Source organism: Arthrobacter sp. 05L421, assembly GCF_056397785.1.
The window spans coordinates 162,969-181,411 of record NZ_JBFTOC010000005.1 but is presented as its reverse complement, the minus strand read 5'-3'; the positions used below and the strand labels follow the sequence as shown (position 1 = coordinate 181,411).

Genomic DNA, 18,443 nt, shown 5'->3' with positions numbered 1-18,443 from the left:
GGACCGGAAGCAGGGCCGACCGCTACTCGCAGCCCACGCCGTCCCCGTCGCGGTCCAGCTTCCGGCTGTACCCCGGCTGGCCGACATGGATGGGTGCCGCGCCGGCTGCGCGGACCGCGGTGCAGTTCGCATAGGACACCGCGGCTGCGGGGGCGGCAGGCGCGGGCGCCATCCGGACCTTCGCCGGGGCTGGCGCGGGTACGGCCGCAGGCGCCGCGGCGGGTTGCCGTGCTGGTGGTGCCTGCGCGGCCTTCGCTGGAGCGGAGGCCGGCCGGTTGGTCGGGGCCAGGGCGTCCGGGCAGTCCGCGAGAACCCGGGCCATGGCATCGTGCTCGGCCTGGGTCACCCAGAGCCCGTAGCTGGACTTCACTGAAATTTGGCGGGCGACGTAGGTGCAGCGGTAGGACTTGTTCGGCGGCAGCCAGGTCGCGGCGTCGCCGTCGCTCTTGCTTTGGTTGGCGGGGCCGTCCACCGCCAGCAGGTTCAGGGGATCGTTGGCGAAGGCCAGCCGCTGCGCCGGGCTGAGCTTCTGCGCGCCCTTCTGCCAGGCGTCGCTGAGGGCCACGACGTGGTCGATCTGGACCGCGGTGCTGGTGGCGTTGCCGCGCCGGAAGTTGATGGCGGTGGCCGTGTAGGGGTCGGCCAGGACGCCGGAGAGCACCACGCAGTCCCGCGTCCCGGGCTTTAGCGCGAGGGCCGTGAGGTCGCGGCGGAGCATGTCATTGCGGGTATCGCAGCCGTTGTGGTCAACGTCGGACCAGGCCGGGCCGAACTGCTCGCGCGAATAGCCCGTCTTTGGTGCGCGGCCCTTGACGGGCAGCGTCGCCAGCACCTCGCGGGCTTTGCTCGCAAATGCTGGCTGCTGGTGCGGGGCGGCGACGCCGGTAACATCGACGCTGGGAACGTCGACACCATGTGTGCTGTCCGGATCCAGCGGGGTGCTGTCCGCGCCGGCCGACGCGGTGGCATGCGAGCTCGCGACGGCGGTCAGAGCGGCAGCCGGGGCCGTCCCGGGGCTGGCGCAGGCCGTGGCAGATACCAGCAGCAGCCCTGCCAGTCCGGCCGCGATCCAGTCGACCGCGCCGATGTTCCGGCTGCGTACGCCCTTCGGATGGGCGTCAACTAAGTGGATGCTGCCTGATGTGACTTTGCCTGATGTGATGCTGCCTGATGTGACCTTGCCTGATGTAACGCTGTGCAATTCTTCCCCAATTCGTGCTGGTGCCCGTGGTATTCGAGGGCGGCTTAAGACCGGTCCCAGCCTACCGGCGCACCTAGCAACGCGGGGTCACATCGCGCCCATGCCGGGCCCCAGGATGGGCGCTAAGTGACCCCGCGTTGCTTTGGAGTCAGCGGACCCGCGGCCGGGATGCCGAGAAGATGGCCGGCGCCCCGCCGTCGCCGGTTGCGAGGTCGGCCAGGATCCGGCCCACCACCGGCGTGAACTTGAATCCGTGCCCGGAGAAGCCGGCGCCGATGACCACCGGGCCGATCCGGTCCAGGATAAAGTTCTCATCCACCGTGCTGGTGTACGTGCAGCTGATGTCGGCGAGGGAGTCGGCGTCCACCCCGGGCAGCCAGTCCCGCGCGTACCGCTGCAGGGCCGCCCGCTGTTCGGGCTCCGCAGCGAAGGTCCGCCGGTCCGGATCCACTACAGGACCCACCCCGTGCCATCCGGCCTTAATCCCCTCGCCCGGCGTGTGCATGCCGTAGACGGGCGAACGCCAGTACGCGTACGCCTCCCCGTGCCCGGGCATGTGGTTGAACCCCGGCCATTGGGCGCCGTGGTCCATGATGGCGAAGTGTGCGGGCTGTTCCTGTGTGACCGTCAAGCGGGGCAGCGGCGCCACGCCGGCCAGCAGCTTCGTGGTCCAGCCGCCGGCGGTAACCACGGCCCGCCTGGCGGAGAGCATCTCGGTGCGGCCGCCGGACTCAAGCGTGAGCCGGACGCCGTCGTCGTGCACTTTCAGCTCAAGAACCTGCACATGATGGCGGATCTCGGCACCGAAGCCGGCGGCGAGGCGCTGCAGCGCCGGCAATGCGGCGTCCGGATTCAACTGCCCACCGTCCGGCATGTGCAGCACCCGCGACTCGAACCGGATGCCCCGCCAGCGCTCGCCGGCTTCCCCGGCGGAGAGGAACTCGGCCCGGAGCCCCGCGGCAAGCAGCGCGTTCCGGACCTCGGGCAGCCGCGGGTCGGCACCGTGGTTCACGACGCCGGTGCGCGCCAGCAGCCGTTCGCCGGAGTCTGCTTCGAGCTCGCTCCACAGCCTCGCCGCTTCGGCCAGCATGGCAACGTAGTCCGGATCCGCGTAGCCAGGGTTGAAGTTCCGGGTTGTGCCGTGGGAGGCGCCGTTGCGGTGGCCGGGCCCGAACTGCTCCAGCAGGGTCACGTCCGCACCGCGCCGGGCCAGCGCCCAGGCGGTTGCGGAGCCCATCGCACCGCCGCCGATGACCACTGTGTCCAGGGTTGATTTCAAGGGTCCTCCTCCGGGGTTTGGTACCGCCCCGACCGCCCGGGCAAGACCAGATACGGTCAGGCCAGCAGCAGGGCTACACCGATCATGGCAGGGACAGCTACCACCGTAGTGATCAGCACGGTGTCCTTGGCTACTGTGACGCCCGTGCGGTAGCGGCTGGCCGCGACAAACACGTTTTGGGCGGTGGGCAGGGCCGCTGTGACGACCGCGGCGAACAGCGCCTGCTCCTGCATGCCGAGGACAAAACGGGCAAACAGGTACGCCACCAGCGGATGGACGATCAGTTTGAAGAAGCTCGCCAGCACGGTGTCCAACCGGCGTCCGGCGGCCGCCTGCAGCGGCGCGGAGTTGTTCAGGCTCATGCCGAAGGCGATCAGCATGGCCGGGATGGCCGCCCCGCCGATCAGGTGGATGGGCTCCATGATCAGCGGCGGTACCTGCCAGCCGGTTCCGGCCACCACCAGACCCAGCCCGGTGCCGACGATCATCGGGTTCCGCAGGATCATGAGCACGAACCTCAGCGGCGTGGTGCGGTGCGAGCTGGTGGTGGCGTCCAAGGCCATGAGGAAGAGGGGAGTGAAGAAGGCCAGCTGGAAGATGAGCAGGGGTGCAACATAGCTGGCATCGCCGAGCACGAAGACGGCGATGGGGATGCCGAGGTTGGCCGAGTTGGCCAGGGACGCGCTCATGGAGGAAATGAGGGCCTCGGGTACGGGCCGCTTGAGCGCGAACCGCACAATGCCAAAGAACAGGACCGCCGTTATGACGGCCCCCACCGCCGTCACGAGCAACGGCGCGGCAAAGACGCTATGCAGATTGGCCTTGCTGAGCGTTTCGAAGAGCAAGGCGGGGCTCGCGACGAAGAACGTCAGGGCGCTGAGGACGGAGCGGGCGTTCTCGCCCAGAACGTTGCGCCGGCCCACGAACATGCCGACCAGGATGATGACCCAGACGACGAAGAAGCCTGCCAGTACCCCTAACACGCGGTTCTCTGCAGCGGGGCGGGAGTTCGGCGGGTAAAGGACACCGTTCCAGAGTAATCAGCTTTATTCCGCAGACCGTCCTATTACGCCCGACGGCGTGGGGCCGCGTCCCCTGCGCATGCCGGCTGCTGGACTCGGCAGGCGGGGCTGGGGCTGGTGCCGCTAGTTCAGCGCGGCGTTATTCAGCGAGTGAGGCGGGCGCATGAGGCCCGGCGCCATGCCCTCCGCGGGGTCGTTGCCGATCTGGACAATCTTGTTGTCCTGATCAACGTGGACCACCTTGGGGTTGTACGCGTTCGCCTCTTCCGTGGTCATCTGGGCGTACGTAATGAGGATGACGATGTCGTTCTCGTGCATCAGGTGGGCGGCGGCGCCGTTGATACCGATCACGCCGGAACCGCGTTCGCCGGCAATCGTGTAGGTCTCGAGCCGGGCGCCGTTCGTGACGTCGACAATCGCCACCAGTTCGCCGGGAAGGATGTCGGCCGCCTCCAGCAGATCCAGGTCCACAGTGACGGAACCGACATAGTGAAGGTCCGCGTGCGTGACCGTCGCGCGGTGGATCTTGGATTTGAATATTGTGCGATTCATAACGCCACCAGTCTAGCGCGGGGCCACCGCGCGCGCTGTGGCCCACCGCACACGCAGCAGGCCTGCCGCGCAGGCCGGTCCGCTGGGGCCGCAGTCACGCGGGCCGGTCCATGGGGGCCGGATCAAGGGCGCCGGCCGCCGCCGCGGGCACGATCGATGCCGCCGTCAACGCCAGGATTTCGCGGGCTGCCAGCAGGGCCGGCCGCCTGGCACTGGACCGCCGCACCGAGGTGAACACCGTCCGGTGCGGATCCCCGGGCAGGTCCAGGAGCTGCGCGCTGGTGCTGCGGCCGGTCCACACGAGGTCGGGCATCAGGGCCACCGCATTTCCCGATTCGATCAGCCGGATCTGGGCCTGAAGGTCGGCGGTTTCAAAGCGGACGTCGGGCTCAAAGCCTGCGCTCCGGCAGGCCTGCTCGGCCCAGTGCCGCGAGGCCGCTCCGCGTGGTTCCATCACCCAAGGCAGCCCCGCGGTATCGGCCAGCGTCCGGATGGCGTCGCGGCCGGGCGAAGCGGGTGGAACGGCGAGCCGGATGGCGTCGCTGGTCAGGGCCACGCGGTCCAGTTCGGCGTAGTGCGGGGCGGCATGGCCAGGGTACTGCTCGGCGATCACGAGGTCGAAGTCGCGGGCCCAGGTCTCGTGAAGGGCCGTTTCCGGTTCCCGCTGCGTCATTTCCACCCGGACTTCCGGGTAGCTGGCGGACATCCTGGTCAGGGCGTCCGGCATCAGTGCCAGCGCGGCGGACTGGAAGACCGCAATCCGCACGGTACCGGTGACAGTGGTCAGCGACGCGGCCAGGTCCGCCTCCGCCTGCTCCAGTGTCTCCAGGAGCTGGGAGGTGTGGGCCACCAGGACTTCGGCCTGCGGGGTCAGCTGCACGCGGCGCCCGGTCTTGCGCAGGAGCTCCACTCCGGCCTCCTTCTCAAGGAGGGCCAACTGCTGCGAGACTGACGACGGGCTGTACTGGAGTGCCTCGGCCACTTCGGCCAAGGTGCCCCGGATCTTCAGTTCGCGCAACAGTCGCAAACGCCGGACGTCGAGCATCGCTTTTCCTTTGTGAATTCTGATGGTTATTCATTAAGAGAATTCACTTTATCTAATGCAATCGGGCTTGCATACTGTTGTCACTCGGTAACGCCCATCACAGGGTGGATTGATGGGCATCACACCTAAGCAGGAGGCCCTGATGGCTACACAGGATTCGTCACAGTCGATCATGCGGCGCAAGCCCATCGACGACATCGAAGAAGAAAACAAACACAGCGGACTGCACAAGAGCCTGGGGCTTTGGCAGCTGACGGCCATCGGCGTTGGCGGCATTATCGGCGTCGGCATCTTTTCCTTGGCGGGCCTTGTGGCCCACGGCAGCGAGACCGAACCCGGAGTCGGTCCCGCCGTGCTCGTGTCGTTCCTGATCGCCGGCCTGGCATCCGCCGCCGCGGCGCTGTCCTACGCCGAGTTCGCCGGCATGATCCCGCGGGCAGGCTCGGCCTACACCTACGGCTACGTTGCCCTTGGCGAGATCATCGGCTGGTTTATCGGCTGGGACCTGCTGCTCGAGTACATCGCCATCGTGGCCGTGGTGGCCATCGGCATCTCGGGCTACTTCGACGCTGCCCTCGCCGGCGTCGGTATCCATATGCCCGCCTGGATGACTTCGACACCGGATGAGGGCACGGGCGGTATCATCAACCTTCCCGCGATCCTCGTCTGCCTGCTGGTGACCTGGATACTCTCCCGGGGCACCAAGACCTTTGGACGCTTTGAGCTGATTGCCGTCGGCATCAAGGTGGTGCTGATCCTGTTCATCATCGGCCTGGGCATCTTCTACATCAACACCAACAACTACAACCCGTTCTTCCCCAGCGGCTTCGGTCCCGTGGTGGCCGGCTCCGCGACGGTGTTCTTCGCGGTGTTCGGCTACGACGCCATGAGTACCGCGGCGGAGGAGGCCACCGACGGCAAGAAGCACATGCCGAAGGCGATTATCCTCTCGCTAATCATCGCCATGCTGCTCTATGTCGCCGCCACCCTGGTGCTCACCGGCATGCAGAACTTCACCGAGATCGACCCCAAAGCCGGTTTCGCCTCCGCCTTCAACAGCGTCGGGCTGCCGGTGATCGCGACCATCATCTCTGTGTTCGCCGTCCTGTCCATCCTCACGGTGATGCTGACCTTCCTCCTCGGCGTCACCCGCGTCTGGTTCTCGATGAGCCGCGACGGCCTGCTGCCCGGCTGGTTCTCGAAGACGGACCAGAACGGCACGCCGCAGCGCGTGACCTGGATCGCCGGCGCCGGGGCCGCAATCCTGGCTGGCATCCTCCCGATCAAGGCCGTGGCAGACCTGACCAACATCGGCATCCTGGCCGCGTTCGTCGTCGTCTGCGTGTCGGTGATCGTGTTCCGCTACAAGAAGCCCGACGCCCCGCGGACCTTCCGCCTGCCGCTGATGCCGCTGGTGCCGGCGTTCGGTGTGTTTTCCTCGCTGTTCCTGATGTTCCAGCTCCACTGGGAGACCTGGCTGCGGTTCGTCGTCTGGCTTGTGGTCGGCCTGATCATCTACTTCACCTACGGCCGCAAGAACTCGCTGATGAACCCGAACAGCCCGCGGCACGAAGAGATCGTGGAAATGCACCGCCCCCTGACGTAACCACCCCAACCCCCGTTGCGCTATCGCTCCTGGTTCCCATTCAGAGCTTTTAAGGGCCAGAAGTGATAGCGCAACGGGTTTTTAAGGGTTCGGGGTGGTTTCCGAACGTTCGGGCGGGAAAACGATCCTTCGGATTTTCTAACCGGTATTGCTCAGAAAACTTCGCTTTATCTTATGAAAATCCGGTCGCATACTGATTCATAAGAGGTCCACATCTTGAGAAATGAGCGAGTTCCAGCCATGACCAACATCTCCACGGAGCCCGGCGCAACCACCGGAAACGCAGCAGAGAGCGCCGCAGGCAACGAAGCCACGCACGCCGCCGTTTCGGAAGGCTCCACGGTCCTTGAGGCCGCCGCCCTCGCCGAGGACACCATCGCGCTGGTGCGCCACTGGCTCACCGAAGCCGCAAAGGTGCCCGTCGACGCCTCGGCCGAGCAGCTTGCCGGGGTCCTGAAGGACCCCAACGGCCTGGACTTCACGGTCGGGTTCGTCGACGGCGTCGTCCGTCCCGAAGACCTGCAGGTCGCCGCCCGCAACCTCGCCGCCCTGGCCCCGAAGGTCCCCGCCTTCCTGCCCTGGTACATGCGCAGCGCCGTCCGCCTCGGCGGCACCATGGCCCCGGTCCTGCCACAGGTGGTCATCCCGGTTGCCCGCCGGGTGCTGCGGGAAATGGTCGGCCACCTCATTGTCGACGCCACCGACGCCAAGCTGGGCCCGGCCATCGCCAAGATCCGCAAGGACGGCATCAAGCTCAACGTCAACCTCCTCGGCGAGGCCGTGCTCGGCGAGCACGAGGCCTCCCGCCGGCTCGAGGGCACGCACACCCTGCTGTCCCGGCCCGACGTCGACTACGTCTCGATCAAGGTCTCCTCCACCGTGGCCCCGCACTCCGCATGGGCCTTCGACGAGGCCGTGGAGCACGTCGTGGAGAAGCTCACCCCGCTCTTCGCCCGCGCCGCCTCCTTCTCCAAAGCCAAGTTCATCAACCTGGACATGGAGGAATACAAGGACCTGGACATGACCATCGCGGTCTTCACCCGGATCCTGGACAAGCCCGAGTTCAAGAACCTCGAGGCCGGCATCGTGCTCCAGGCCTACCTCCCGGATGCCCTGTCCGCGATGATCCGCCTGCAGGACTGGGCCGCCGCCCGCCGCGCCGACGGTGGCGCCGCCATCAAGGTCCGTGTGGTCAAGGGCGCCAACCTGCCCATGGAGCAGGTCGAAGCCTCCCTGCATGACTGGCCGCTCGCCACTTGGGGCACCAAGCAGGACTCGGACACCAACTACAAGCGCGTCATCAACTACTCGCTGCACCCGGACCGGATCCGCAACATCCGGATCGGCGTGGCCGGGCACAACCTCTTCGACATCGCTTTCGCCTGGCTCCTGGCCAAGCAGCGTGGCATCGCGGATACCGCAGAGGAGAGCATCGAATTCGAGATGCTGCTCGGCATGGCCCAGGGCCAGGCCGAAGCCGTCAAGAAAGACGTCGGCTCCCTCCTGCTCTACACCCCGGTGGTCCACCCCGCCGAGTTCGACGTCGCGATCGCCTACCTGATCCGCCGCCTCGAAGAGGGCGCCAGCCAGGACAACTTCATGTCCGCCGTCTTCGAACTCAGCGAGAACGAATCCCTCTTCGGGCGTGAGAAGCAGCGCTTCCTCGCCTCGCTCGCCAAGCTCGACGACGAGGTCCCGGCCCCGAACCGCCGGCAGAACCGCGCCCTCCCGGCGGCGCCGCTGCCACACGACTCGTTCGAGAACACCCCGGACACCGATCCGTCGCTGCCCGCCAACCGCGACTGGGGCCGGGCCATCCTGGGCCGTGTGGCGACGTCGACACTGGGCAACGCCGCCGTCGAGGCCGCCACGATCAACGATGCCGCGACCCTGAACACGGTCATCGACACCGCAGTCGAGAAGGGCAAGGCCTGGGGTGCACTCTCCGGCGCCGAGCGCGCCGAAATCCTGCACCGCGCCGGCGACGTCCTCGAGGCCCGCCGCGCCGATCTCCTCGAGGTCATGGCCAGCGAGACCGGCAAGACGATCGACCAGGGCGATCCCGAGGTCAGCGAGGCCGTGGACTTCGCGCACTACTACGCCGAATCCGCCCGCAAGCTCGACGACGTCGACGGCGCCACGTTCGTCCCGGCCAAGCTCACCGTCGTGACGCCGCCGTGGAACTTCCCGGTCGCCATCCCGGCTGGCTCCACCCTCGCGGCCCTCGCCGCCGGCTCCGCCGTCGTGATCAAGCCCGCCAAGCAGGCCCGCCGCAGCGGCGCGGTCATGATCGAGGCCCTCTGGGAGGCCGGCGTTCCCCGCGACGTCCTCACCATGGTCCAGCTGGGCGAGCGGGAACTGGGCCAGCAGCTGATTTCCCACCCGGCCGTGGACCGCGTCATCCTGACCGGCGGTTACGAGACCGCCGAGCTCTTCCGCTCGTTCCGCAAGGACCTGCCCCTGCTGGCCGAGACCAGCGGCAAGAACGCCATCATCGTCACCCCGAGCGCGGATCTGGACCTCGCGGCCAAGGACGTCGCGTACTCCGCCTTCGGCCACGCCGGCCAGAAGTGCTCCGCCGCCTCCCTGGTGATCCTCGTCGGCTCCGTTGCGAAATCGAAGCGCTTCCACAACCAGCTGATCGACGCCGTCACCTCGCTGAAGGTGGGCTACCCGGAGGACCCGGCGAGCCAGATGGGCCCGATCATCGAGCCCGCCAAGGGCAAGCTCCTGAACGCCCTCACCACCCTCGGCGAGGGCGAGACCTGGGCCGTGGAACCGCGGAAGCTCGATGACACGGGCAAGCTCTGGAGCCCGGGCGTACGTTCAGGCGTCCGCCGCGGATCCTACTTCCACCTCACCGAGTTCTTCGGCCCCGTCCTCGGCGTGATGACCGCGGAGACCCTCGAGGAGGCCATCGCGGTCCAGAACCAGATCGAATACGGCCTCACCGCGGGCCTGCACTCGCTGAACAGCGAAGAGCTGGGGACCTGGCTGGACACCATCCAGGCCGGCAACCTCTACATCAACCGCGGCATCACCGGCGCGATCGTCCAGCGCCAGCCGTTCGGTGGCTGGAAGAAATCCGCCGTCGGCGCCGGCACCAAGGCCGGCGGGCCGAACTACCTCGTCGGCCTCGGCGAATGGGTCAGCAAGCCCAGCACCGCCGCCGGCACGCCGGGCGCCGCTCCCGCCCACCCCGGCGTCCGCCGGATCGAGGACGCGGCCAAGGGCTTCCTGACGGCCGACGAACTCGCACCGCTGCAGCGCGCGCTCGCCTCCGACGCCCGCGCCTGGGCCGACGAGTTCGGCGCCGCGAAGGACGTCTCGGGCCTGAGCGCGGAGCGCAACGTGTTCCGCTACCGTGCGCTGCCCGTCACCGTCCGCCTCGCCGAAGGCGAGCCGCTGGCCGCCCTGGTGCGGACCGTCGCCGCCGGCGTCCTGGCCGGGTCCGACCTGACGGTTTCCACCGGCGTTGAACTGCCCGCCCAGCTGCGCGCCGTCCTCTCCGGGCTCGGCATCGCCGCCACTGTTGAGAACGACGCCGAATGGCTCGCTTCCGCCGGCAAGCTCTCCGCGGCGGGCAAGCTCTCCGGCGCCCGGATCCGGCTGATCGGCGGGGACGCCAAGTCACTGTTCGAGGCGACGGGCGGCCGCCCCGACCTGGCGGTGTACGTCCACCCCGTCACGGAAGCGGGACGCGTGGAGCTGCTGCCGTTCCTGCACGAGCAGGCCATCAGCATCACGGCGCACCGTTTCGGCACGCCCAACCACATCTCCGACGGCCTGATCTAGGCTGCTCAGACCCTAACCCAGGCGTGCTAAAACGCCGTCGCCGCCGTGCGGGCACCGAAAGGTGCGGCACGGCGGCGACGGCGTTAAGCCCCGGGACTCTTAGCCGAAGTACCAGCCCGGCGGCACCCAGGAGGCGGGGACCGCGTGGGCCGAAAAGTCGTCGCAGCCCGAGCAGAAGTACGTGACCTCGCCGAGCTTGCTGACCGAGCCGTCCCGCCGGTGCGTCGCAGGGACGAAGGTCTCAAGGTAAATGAACTCGTCCGTGCCGCAGCGTTCGCAGTACGGGCTGGCCACATACTCGGACTCCGCGAGGGTGGCAGGACGAATGCCCCGGTGGCCCGCGGTGGTTGCGTGCTGGGCGGCGCTGGGGTGCTGCATCGTTGCGCCCTGGTGGTGCATGGCCGCTGCAGGGTGCGCCGGCGCGGTTGCCGGACGGGCGGCCTTGGGCGCGTGGGGGGTGGACAATCGGGGGTGGTTAACGGCTGGCATCATTGGCGGGCCTATCCCGAACGCTCCGGCGTCAGCCATACGGCATCAGCGACGGACAGCGCTCGTTATTTCGAATCATTGTCGCGGGCCACTGCTTGACCTCGAACGGTATAGCTTGAGTAGTGTCAGGATAGATGAAGTACCTGCACCGTTCAATGGTCAAGTAAGTACTGCACGCGTCCGGGTAGCGCGCCGCGTAAGTACCGCGGACGGATCCGCGCCCGGCCGGGGTCCGGCCGCGGCCTCAGGCTGGGCCCCCGGGTATCAGCCGGGGTATCAGTGCGGCGTCAGGCCGGAGTCACGCCGGGCGCTTCAGGGTCCGGCCCACGATCGCCTGCGTGAGGGCATCGATCACCTCGGTATTGGCCAGCGGGTTGCGGATGAGCGTGAAGTCGACGTCGCCCACGGGTGGCAGATCGAACCGGCGGGTGATAACTTTCAGGTCCTCCGGCACCAGGGAGGATGGCATGACCGCCACCCCAATGCCGGCCCGGACGGCGGCCAGCACGCCGCTGATCTGCCGCGTGGTACAGGTGATCCGCCAAGTGCGGCCCGTGGCCTCTAGCGCATCGATCGCCAGCTTCCGGCTCAGGCTGGGGGAGGGGTAGGCGATCAGCGGGACATGATCGGCCGGATCCAGCACGGTCTGCTCCAGGCCGACCCAGGCGAAGGCGTCCTGCTGGACCACGGTCCCGTCTTTGGCCCCCGCCACCCATTTCACAAAAACAAGGTCCAGCTGACCGGCGTTGAGGCGCTTGTAGAGCTGGTCGCTCTGGCCCACCGTCAGCTCGAGGTTGATCTGCGGATAGATCTGCCGGAACTCCCGGAGGATACGGGGCAGGCCGGTGATGGCAAGGTCGTCGGCCGTGCCGAAGCGCAGGCGCCCGCGCATGGCGGATCCGGAGAAATACCGGGCGGCGGAATCGTGCGCGGCGAGGATGCTCCGGGCGAACCCGGCCATGGCATCGCCGTTGTCGGTCAACCGCACATCCCGGGTGTCCCGGGCAATCAGCACCCGCTTGGCGGCGGACTCCAGCTTGCGGACGTGCTGGCTGACGGTGGGCTGGGCCACGCCGAGGCGTTCGGCGGCCTTGGTGAAACTCAGGGTTTCGGCCACGGCAAGGAACGAGCGGAGCTGGGCGGGTTCGAACATGGGGCCCCCGGATCAGTTGCCGCAACCGCAGCATTGCGTTTTGTAATGCGAGTTATGCGTGGAATAGGCTTCCATAATCTCTTGGGGCCAGCCTAGCGTTAAGTCCATCCCGCTCACCCGCTCTTTTGAGGACTTTTCCGTGGCACCGCCTCCGCCGCTAGACGCGAACACCGCTTCCCTGCCGGACACCATCACCCAACCACTCGCCGTCGTCAACGAGCGCCTGCCCTGGCGCCACACCTTCATTTCGCTGAAGGTCCGCAACTTCCGTATCTTCGCGATCGGGCACTTCATCGCCGTGATCGCGCTCTGGATGCAGCGGATCGCCCAGGATTGGCTGGTGCTCCAGCTCTCCGGCTCCGTCACCGCAGTCGGCGTCACCGTGGCCTTGCAGTTCCTGCCGTCCCTGTTCCTTGGCCCGTGGGCCGGCATGATGGCGGACCGCTTCCCGAAGCGGAAGATCCTCATGCTGTGCCAATCGGTGGCCGCTGCACTGGCCGCGCTCCTTGCCGTCCTGGCGCTCAGCCAGCGGATCGAGGTGGGGCACGTCTACGCGATCGCGCTGGTGCTGGGCCTCGTGACCGTGCTGGACCAGCCGGCCCGTCAGGTGTTCGTCAACGAGCTCGTGGGCCCCCGCTACCTGCGGAACGCAATCAGCGTGAACTCCACGATCTTCCAGCTCGGCGGCCTGATCGGTCCGGCGATCGCCGGGATCCTGCTGACCGCCGTGGGCGCCGGCTGGGCCTTTGCCGGCAACGCGGTGGCCTGCTGCTTCACCGTGGCCATGCTCCTGAGCCTGCGCAAAGACCAGCTGCATGTCAGCACGCCGGTCCCCAAGCGCCGGGGCATGCTCCGGGAAGGGCTGGACTATGCGCTCAGCAAACCCACCATCTACTGGCCCTGGCTGATGGCCGGTTTCGTCGCGGTATTCGCGATGAGCCTGCCTGTGCTGCTGGCGGCGTTCGCCGACCACGTGTACGACGCCGGTGCCGGCGGCTACGGGCTGCTCAACACCCTCGTGGCCCTGGGCGCGCTGGCTGGAGCCATCACCTCGGCCCGGCGTCGCGCATTGCGGCTTCGCTCGGTGGTCCTGGGCGGCGGGATGTACGGGCTCATGCTGTGCCTGGCTTCCCTGGCGCCGTCGATGGAGTGGTTCGGCGCGGCCATGGTGCTGGCCGGTTTCTGGTGCCTGATGTTCCTGACCGCCGCCAACCAGCTGGTCCAGGTCAGCTCCAACCTGGCCATCCGCGGACGGGTCATGAGCCTGTACATCATGGTGCTGATCGGCGGCCAGGCCATCGGCGGGCCGATCATGGGCTGGCTGGCCGAGCACACCAACCCGCACACCGCTGTCCTGGTTTCCGGGAGTGTGCCGATGCTGGCCGCCGCGACTGTCGGCGTTGTCCTTGCCCGGCGCGGGCAGCTCATGCTCAAGGTGGACCTGAAGGACCGGCGCCGGCTGCTGCGGATCGTCCGGAACCAGGGCGGGCGGAAGGCGGCCGCCACACCTTAGCTTTCCTGCCGAAAATAGGGCAGCCGCTGCGTGGATCCACGCAGCGGCTGCCCATTTCGTCGTCGAAACCCGGAGACGGGCGCTGCTAGGGCGCCAGGGGGCGGTGCGGGAACTCCGGCTCCCGCTGCTGGAACTGCAGCACATCCGGGTTGAGGACCACGCCGTCGCGGATTTCTACCGCGCGGCGGATGGTCTCGTTCCCCGCCCAGGCTCCGGGACCTGAGACCACCGTCTCGAGGAACGGCAGCAGCGCCTCGCTGATTTCCCAGCTGGAGGAGTTCCAGAGATAGGACGGGCTGTGGTCCACGGCGTAGTAGTCGATGTGGTGGCCCACCTGGAACATCGGCTCGGCGAAGGTGGTGGTTTTCGCCCAGCTAAAGCCCATGCCCTCGTCGCAGGACACGTCCACAATCAGGCTGCCGGGCCGGAAGGCGTCGAGGTCCTCGGTGCGCAGGTAGGTCAGCGGCGCGTTGGGGTCCTGCAACGTGCAGTTGACCACGATGTCGCTGCCGGCGAGGAACGGCGCCAGCGGCACGCGCCCGCGCTCGGTGATGACCTCGCTCAGGAACGGTGCCTCGTTGTCGTGGTCGAACTGTGCGATCCGGACCGAATGGATGGGCGAGCCTACGGCGGCAACCCCACGGTTGGTCAGCACCTGCACGTCATGGACGCCGTGGGCATTCAGTGCCGTGACGGCGCCGCGGGCGGTGGCCCCGAAACCGATCACGACCGCGCTCAGCCGGCGGCCGTAGTCTCCGGTGGAACCGGTCAGCGCCAGGGCATGCAGCACGGAGCAGTAGCCGGCGAGCTCGTTGTTCTTGTGGAAGACATGCAGGCCGAAGCCGCCGTCGCTGGCCCAGTGGTTCATGGCCTCGAAGGCGATGAGCGTGAGCTTCTTGTCGATCGCCAGCTGGGTGATGGCCCGGTCCTGGACGCAGTGCGGCCAGCCCCAGAGGACCTGCCCGTCCCGGAGTTCGGCCAGGTCTTCGGGCTGCGGCTTGGGCAGGAGGACGACGTCGGCGTCGGCCAGCAGCTGCTTTCGCGGCGCGATCCGCCCCACGAGGGGCGCGAGCTCGGCGTCGGAGAGGCCGAAGCGCTCGCCGTAGCCTTCCTCGAGGATCAGGCGTTCCCGGATTTCCGGCGCGATGCGGTCCAGGTGCAGGGGATGGATGGGGAGGCGTCGCTCGTCCGGTTTGCGGGTGCTGGCGAGGACACCGAGGGTGAGGTGGTTCGAGGAACCGGTCACTTCTTTTTCGGGCTCGCCGTCTTTGCGGCGGTCACCTTGTCCAGTGAGCTGGCCGGCGCAGAAGCGGCCCTCTTGTCAGCGCGCTTTTCCTTGATGGATTTGCCGGCTTTTTTGGATGCTGCTTGACGGGGGGACTTGTCAGCCATGATTGCTCCTGTAGCGGAACCGAAGAGGTTCCTGACTTCTGACCATACAGGTAGCAACCTAATGGCAGGCCCGGGGAGCGGCGCGGAAGCGCGGGAGTGGAATTGGAGCGGCTGACGGGAATCGAACCCGCGTATCAAGCTTGGGAAGCTAGCGCTCTACCATTGAGCTACAGCCGCAGTGGGGCCAGTCAGAGTGCTGGACTTTGCCCCGGTGAAACAACGAGATTTACATTACCCCAGTCTGGCGGCGTCATTGAACAGCGGCACGGGATTCCACGAAAACCTACCTGCCTGGGCTGCGGCTGAGACTCTGGGCTTCGGCGCCATCTCCAAGTTGTAAGGCAGCCCCAAGGACCCCTTTGCTCGAGACGGCATGGGGTGCCCGTCAGTTTGCGCCGAAGAACCGGCCCGATGCCGCTGTCGAATGGGTAGTCCTATCTCAGATCCGGGTAGTCGATGCGAGTAGTCAGGCCGCGGCCCCGACCATCACGAGTGGTTCCCAAATCCAAGAAGGGTAGAGCCCACTCGTGTGCGGGGGAAGGGCATCGAATTTACTAGGGGAGACCACAACCAACCAAGTCGCTAGAGGGTCTCACTATGTACGACCACATGTTGATGGTGGTCCATCCTTTGTTGCCAACGGGTGGGCTCAGCCAGCCTCGCGTGCCAGGAAATCGGCGCCGTGCGGCGATACGGATCGAGCAACATCAGGCACCTGGCGCGCTTCGAGTGAGTCTTCTCCTGGGCGTAACGGGAGGGGAGAATGAGTGAGCTCAAACAACGCGTCCCGGTCCACCCGGGGTTTCGTTCGCCGGACCATGTGCGGGTCCCCGCATGGCCGCAGGATTTACCGGGCGCCGTTGGCGGCGGCGGCGGGGTAGCGCTGGCCCCGCCATCAATCGCATTCCCAGACTTCAGGTCCGCGAAACTCCGCCTGGCGAGCAGCTCGCGGCGCGAGGGAATTCGCTGGGCAAACCGTTACCGCCGGCTGCTGATTGCCGCGGACGCCCTGGTCATCGCCGCGGTCACCGCAGCCGCCCACATCACCCGATTCGGCTTGAGCGCCGCGAGCTCGGTGGGCGTGGGCGGACTCCACATTGACTATCTTCAAATCTCCGTGGTCATCGCGGCCGCCTGGATGCTGTCGCTGGGACTGTACAAGAGCAGGGATACGCGGATTGTCGGAATCGGGATCGACGAATACAGGCGCGTTGTCAGTGCAAGCGCAATGCTGTTGGGCCTCATCGCCTTGGTTTGCTTTGTTCTGAATATCGACGTTGCCCGGGGATTCTTCGCACTCGCCCTTCCCGCCGGGCTGGCAGGCCTCCTGATGGCGCGCTGGGGCCTGCGTCAGTGGTTGTCCAGGCAGCGGGTTCACGGCCACTACCTTTCGCGCGTGATCGTACTGGGCCGGCCAAACGACGTCCGATACGTCGTCAGCCAAATAGCAAAGAAATCCGGAGCGGCGTACAAGGTCGTAGGCGTTGCGCTTGCTGGGTCCCACGGCCCAGGCGCTTTCACGCAGGGCAACCAGATCTTTACGGTGGTTGGAGACGAGCGGAGCGTCGTGGAAGCAGTGGCTTCCGTGGACGCCGATGCCGTCGTGGTGGCCGGACCCATGAAGGGCGGCAGCCGCTACATACAAAGGCTGGGATGGAAGCTGGAACAGTCCTCCACCCAGCTGATCCTCACCACCGGACTGACCAATGTGGCCGGTCCCCGGATCCATTCCCGTCCCGTTGAGGGACTTCCCCTCATGCACGTGGAGCTGCCCCAGTACTCCGGCGCCAAGCACGCCTTGAAGAGGTTCTTCGATATCACGCTGGCCGCAGCCGCTTTGGTGGCGCTCATGCCGGTGTTTCTTGTCCTCGGCGTACTCATCAAACGGGACAGCCCGGGTCCGGTGCTCTTCAAGCAGGAGCGGGTGGGCCGCGGCGGGGACAAGTTCAACATGTTGAAATTCCGGTCGATGGTCGAAACCGCAGAGGACGACCTCGCCGGGCTTCTAGAACACAACGAGGGCGCGGGAGTGCTCTTCAAGATGCAGAACGATCCCAGGGTCACGCAGGTCGGGCGGTGGATGCGAAAGCACTCCCTGGACGAGTTGCCGCAGTTCTGGAACGTCTTGAAGGGTGACATGAGCTTGGTCGGTCCACGGCCCCCTCTGCAGCGCGAGGTCGATAACTACCAGCACAAGGTTCTCAGGCGGCTGTACATCAAGCCGGGCCTGACCGGCATGTGGCAGATCAACGGCAGGTCGGAGCTGAACTGGCAGGACAGCGTCCGCCTGGATTTGTACTACGTCGAAAACTGGTCACTGGCCGGCGACCTGATCATCCTGTGGCGCACAGCCAAGATGCTCATCAAACCGGTCGGGGCTTACTGACAAACCCAAGGTTTCTGATCTACAAAACTAGAAAGGCAAGGCTATGACCACACTTGTTTCGGGGGCTGGTGGATTCATCGGCGGCCATTTGGTGGCGCAACTCCTCAAAGACGGACAATCTGTCCGGGCAGTAGATAGCAAGCCGTTTGCAGAGTGGTACCAGGTTCACTCGGCGGCGGAGAACGTGCAAGGCGACTGCTCGCTGCTGGAGACGGCCCGTGAGGTCAACCGGGGGGTGCAGCACGTGTACAACCTGGCCGCTGACATGGGCGGCATGGGGTTTATTGAGAACAACAAGGCCGCCTGCATGCTGACAGTGCTTACCAGCACGCACATGCTTATGGCGGCGCAGGAAGCTGGTGTTGAGCGGTTCTTCTACAGCAGCTCAGCCTGCGTCTACGCTGCGGGACATCAGACCTCCGCTAACGTCATCGCATTGCGCGAGGAAGATGCCTACCCTGCGCAGCCGGAAGACGGCTACGGCTGGGAGAAGCTGTTTACCGAACGCATGGCCCGGCACTACCGGGAGGACTTCGGTTTGCAGACGAGGATCGCCCGCTATCACAACGTCTACGGCCCACACGGCACGTGGGACGGCGGGCGCGAGAAGGCGCCGGCAGCCCTCGCGCGCAAGTTCGCCCGGGCGACGCTGACGGGAGACACCAACCTGGAGATCTGGGGCGACGGGGAGCAGACTCGCAGCTTCATGTATATCGATGACTGCGTCCGGGGCACCATAGATATCCTGCACGGCGATTTGGCCGAGCCGGTGAACCTGGGCTCGTCCGAATTGGTCTCGATCAACCAGATGGTGGATCTCCTAGAGCAGATCTCCGGCACCGTGGTAACCAGGCGTTACAAGCTGGATGCACCCCAGGGAGTGCGCGGACGGAACAGCGACAACACCCTCTACCGCGCCACCTACGGCTGGGAGCCGTCCATCACGCTCCGGGAGGGACTTGAAAAGACCTACGGGTGGATTTTCGACCAGATCAAGGCACAGGGGTGAA

Annotated in this window: 14 protein-coding genes and 1 tRNA gene; 5 read left to right on the top strand and 10 right to left on the bottom strand. The window is 66.5% G+C overall.

Going from position 1 to position 18,443, the window contains the following annotated elements:
* Nucleotides 1-22: 22 nt before the first annotated feature.
* The 5 genes from AC1DKQ_RS08910 to AC1DKQ_RS08890 all read right to left on the bottom strand — a co-directional run bounded on the left by AC1DKQ_RS08910 (nucleotide 23) and on the right by AC1DKQ_RS08890 (nucleotide 5,099).
* Nucleotides 23-1,201, bottom strand: a complete 1,179-nt coding sequence (locus tag AC1DKQ_RS08910) for a GmrSD restriction endonuclease domain-containing protein (protein ID WP_476918752.1) — start codon at nucleotides 1,199-1,201, stop codon at nucleotides 23-25.
* A 148-nt stretch (nucleotides 1,202-1,349) separates the two neighbouring features.
* The gene (locus AC1DKQ_RS08905; RefSeq protein WP_476918751.1) at nucleotides 1,350-2,480 is read right to left on the bottom strand and encodes an FAD-dependent oxidoreductase; all 1,131 of its coding nucleotides are present in this window, start codon (nucleotides 2,478-2,480) and stop codon (nucleotides 1,350-1,352) included.
* Between the two features lie 56 nt (nucleotides 2,481-2,536).
* A complete protein-coding gene (locus AC1DKQ_RS08900; protein WP_476918750.1) occupies nucleotides 2,537-3,463 on the bottom strand; it encodes an AEC family transporter in 927 nt (308 codons plus the stop codon).
* Between the two features lie 162 nt (nucleotides 3,464-3,625).
* Complete coding sequence (gene panD / locus AC1DKQ_RS08895) at nucleotides 3,626-4,054, bottom strand: aspartate 1-decarboxylase (RefSeq protein ID WP_476885877.1); 429 nt, start codon at nucleotides 4,052-4,054, stop codon at nucleotides 3,626-3,628.
* Between the two features lie 94 nt (nucleotides 4,055-4,148).
* A complete protein-coding gene (locus tag AC1DKQ_RS08890; protein ID WP_476885878.1) occupies nucleotides 4,149-5,099 on the bottom strand; it encodes a LysR family transcriptional regulator in 951 nt (316 codons plus the stop codon).
* Nucleotides 5,100-5,241: 142 nt separating this feature from the next.
* Between AC1DKQ_RS08890 and AC1DKQ_RS08885 the strand changes: the two genes are divergently transcribed.
* Both AC1DKQ_RS08885 and AC1DKQ_RS08880 read left to right on the top strand, forming a co-directional pair.
* Nucleotides 5,242-6,705 (top strand): amino acid permease, encoded by a 1,464-nt coding sequence (locus AC1DKQ_RS08885; protein ID WP_476885879.1) that lies wholly within the window; start codon nucleotides 5,242-5,244, stop codon nucleotides 6,703-6,705.
* A gap of 240 nt (nucleotides 6,706-6,945) precedes the next feature.
* A complete protein-coding gene (locus tag AC1DKQ_RS08880; RefSeq protein ID WP_476918749.1) occupies nucleotides 6,946-10,500 on the top strand; it encodes a proline dehydrogenase family protein in 3,555 nt (1,184 codons plus the stop codon).
* 99 nt (nucleotides 10,501-10,599) lie between these two features.
* Here AC1DKQ_RS08880 and AC1DKQ_RS08875 read toward each other — a convergent pair whose 3' ends face one another.
* Together AC1DKQ_RS08875 and AC1DKQ_RS08870 are read right to left on the bottom strand one after the other, a co-directional pair.
* Nucleotides 10,600-10,965 (bottom strand): hypothetical protein, encoded by a 366-nt coding sequence (locus AC1DKQ_RS08875; RefSeq protein ID WP_476885881.1) that lies wholly within the window; start codon nucleotides 10,963-10,965, stop codon nucleotides 10,600-10,602.
* Nucleotides 10,966-11,287: 322 nt separating this feature from the next.
* A complete protein-coding gene (locus AC1DKQ_RS08870) occupies nucleotides 11,288-12,142 on the bottom strand; it encodes a LysR substrate-binding domain-containing protein (protein WP_476918748.1) in 855 nt (284 codons plus the stop codon).
* A 139-nt stretch (nucleotides 12,143-12,281) separates the two neighbouring features.
* On the opposite strand from AC1DKQ_RS08870, the gene AC1DKQ_RS08865 reads away from it, so the two are divergent.
* Nucleotides 12,282-13,655, top strand: coding sequence for an MFS transporter (locus tag AC1DKQ_RS08865; RefSeq protein WP_476918747.1), 1,374 nt, complete (start codon nucleotides 12,282-12,284; stop codon nucleotides 13,653-13,655).
* A gap of 85 nt (nucleotides 13,656-13,740) precedes the next feature.
* Here the strand turns inward: AC1DKQ_RS08865 and AC1DKQ_RS08860 are convergent, their stop codons facing one another.
* The 3 genes from AC1DKQ_RS08860 to AC1DKQ_RS08850 form a co-directional block, all read right to left on the bottom strand.
* Nucleotides 13,741-14,901, bottom strand: a complete 1,161-nt coding sequence (locus AC1DKQ_RS08860) for a N(5)-(carboxyethyl)ornithine synthase (protein WP_476918746.1) — start codon at nucleotides 14,899-14,901, stop codon at nucleotides 13,741-13,743.
* Complete coding sequence (locus AC1DKQ_RS08855; RefSeq protein WP_167467922.1) at nucleotides 14,898-15,047, bottom strand: hypothetical protein; 150 nt, start codon at nucleotides 15,045-15,047, stop codon at nucleotides 14,898-14,900. The genes AC1DKQ_RS08860 and AC1DKQ_RS08855 overlap by 4 nt, the downstream gene beginning before the upstream one ends.
* 103 nt (nucleotides 15,048-15,150) lie before the next feature.
* Nucleotides 15,151-15,224 (bottom strand) — tRNA-Gly (locus tag AC1DKQ_RS08850).
* A gap of 586 nt (nucleotides 15,225-15,810) precedes the next feature.
* On the opposite strand from AC1DKQ_RS08850, the gene AC1DKQ_RS08845 reads away from it, so the two are divergent.
* Nucleotides 15,811-17,433 carry a sugar transferase gene (locus AC1DKQ_RS08845; protein ID WP_476885885.1) on the top strand — a complete coding sequence of 541 codons (1,623 nt, stop codon included), beginning with the start codon at nucleotides 15,811-15,813 and terminating at the stop codon, nucleotides 17,431-17,433.
* 43 nt (nucleotides 17,434-17,476) lie between these two features.
* Entirely contained in the window at nucleotides 17,477-18,442 is a 966-nt protein-coding gene (locus AC1DKQ_RS08840; RefSeq protein WP_476885886.1) for an NAD-dependent epimerase/dehydratase family protein, read from the top strand.
* The last annotated feature ends 1 nt before the right edge of the window (nucleotide 18,443 follow it).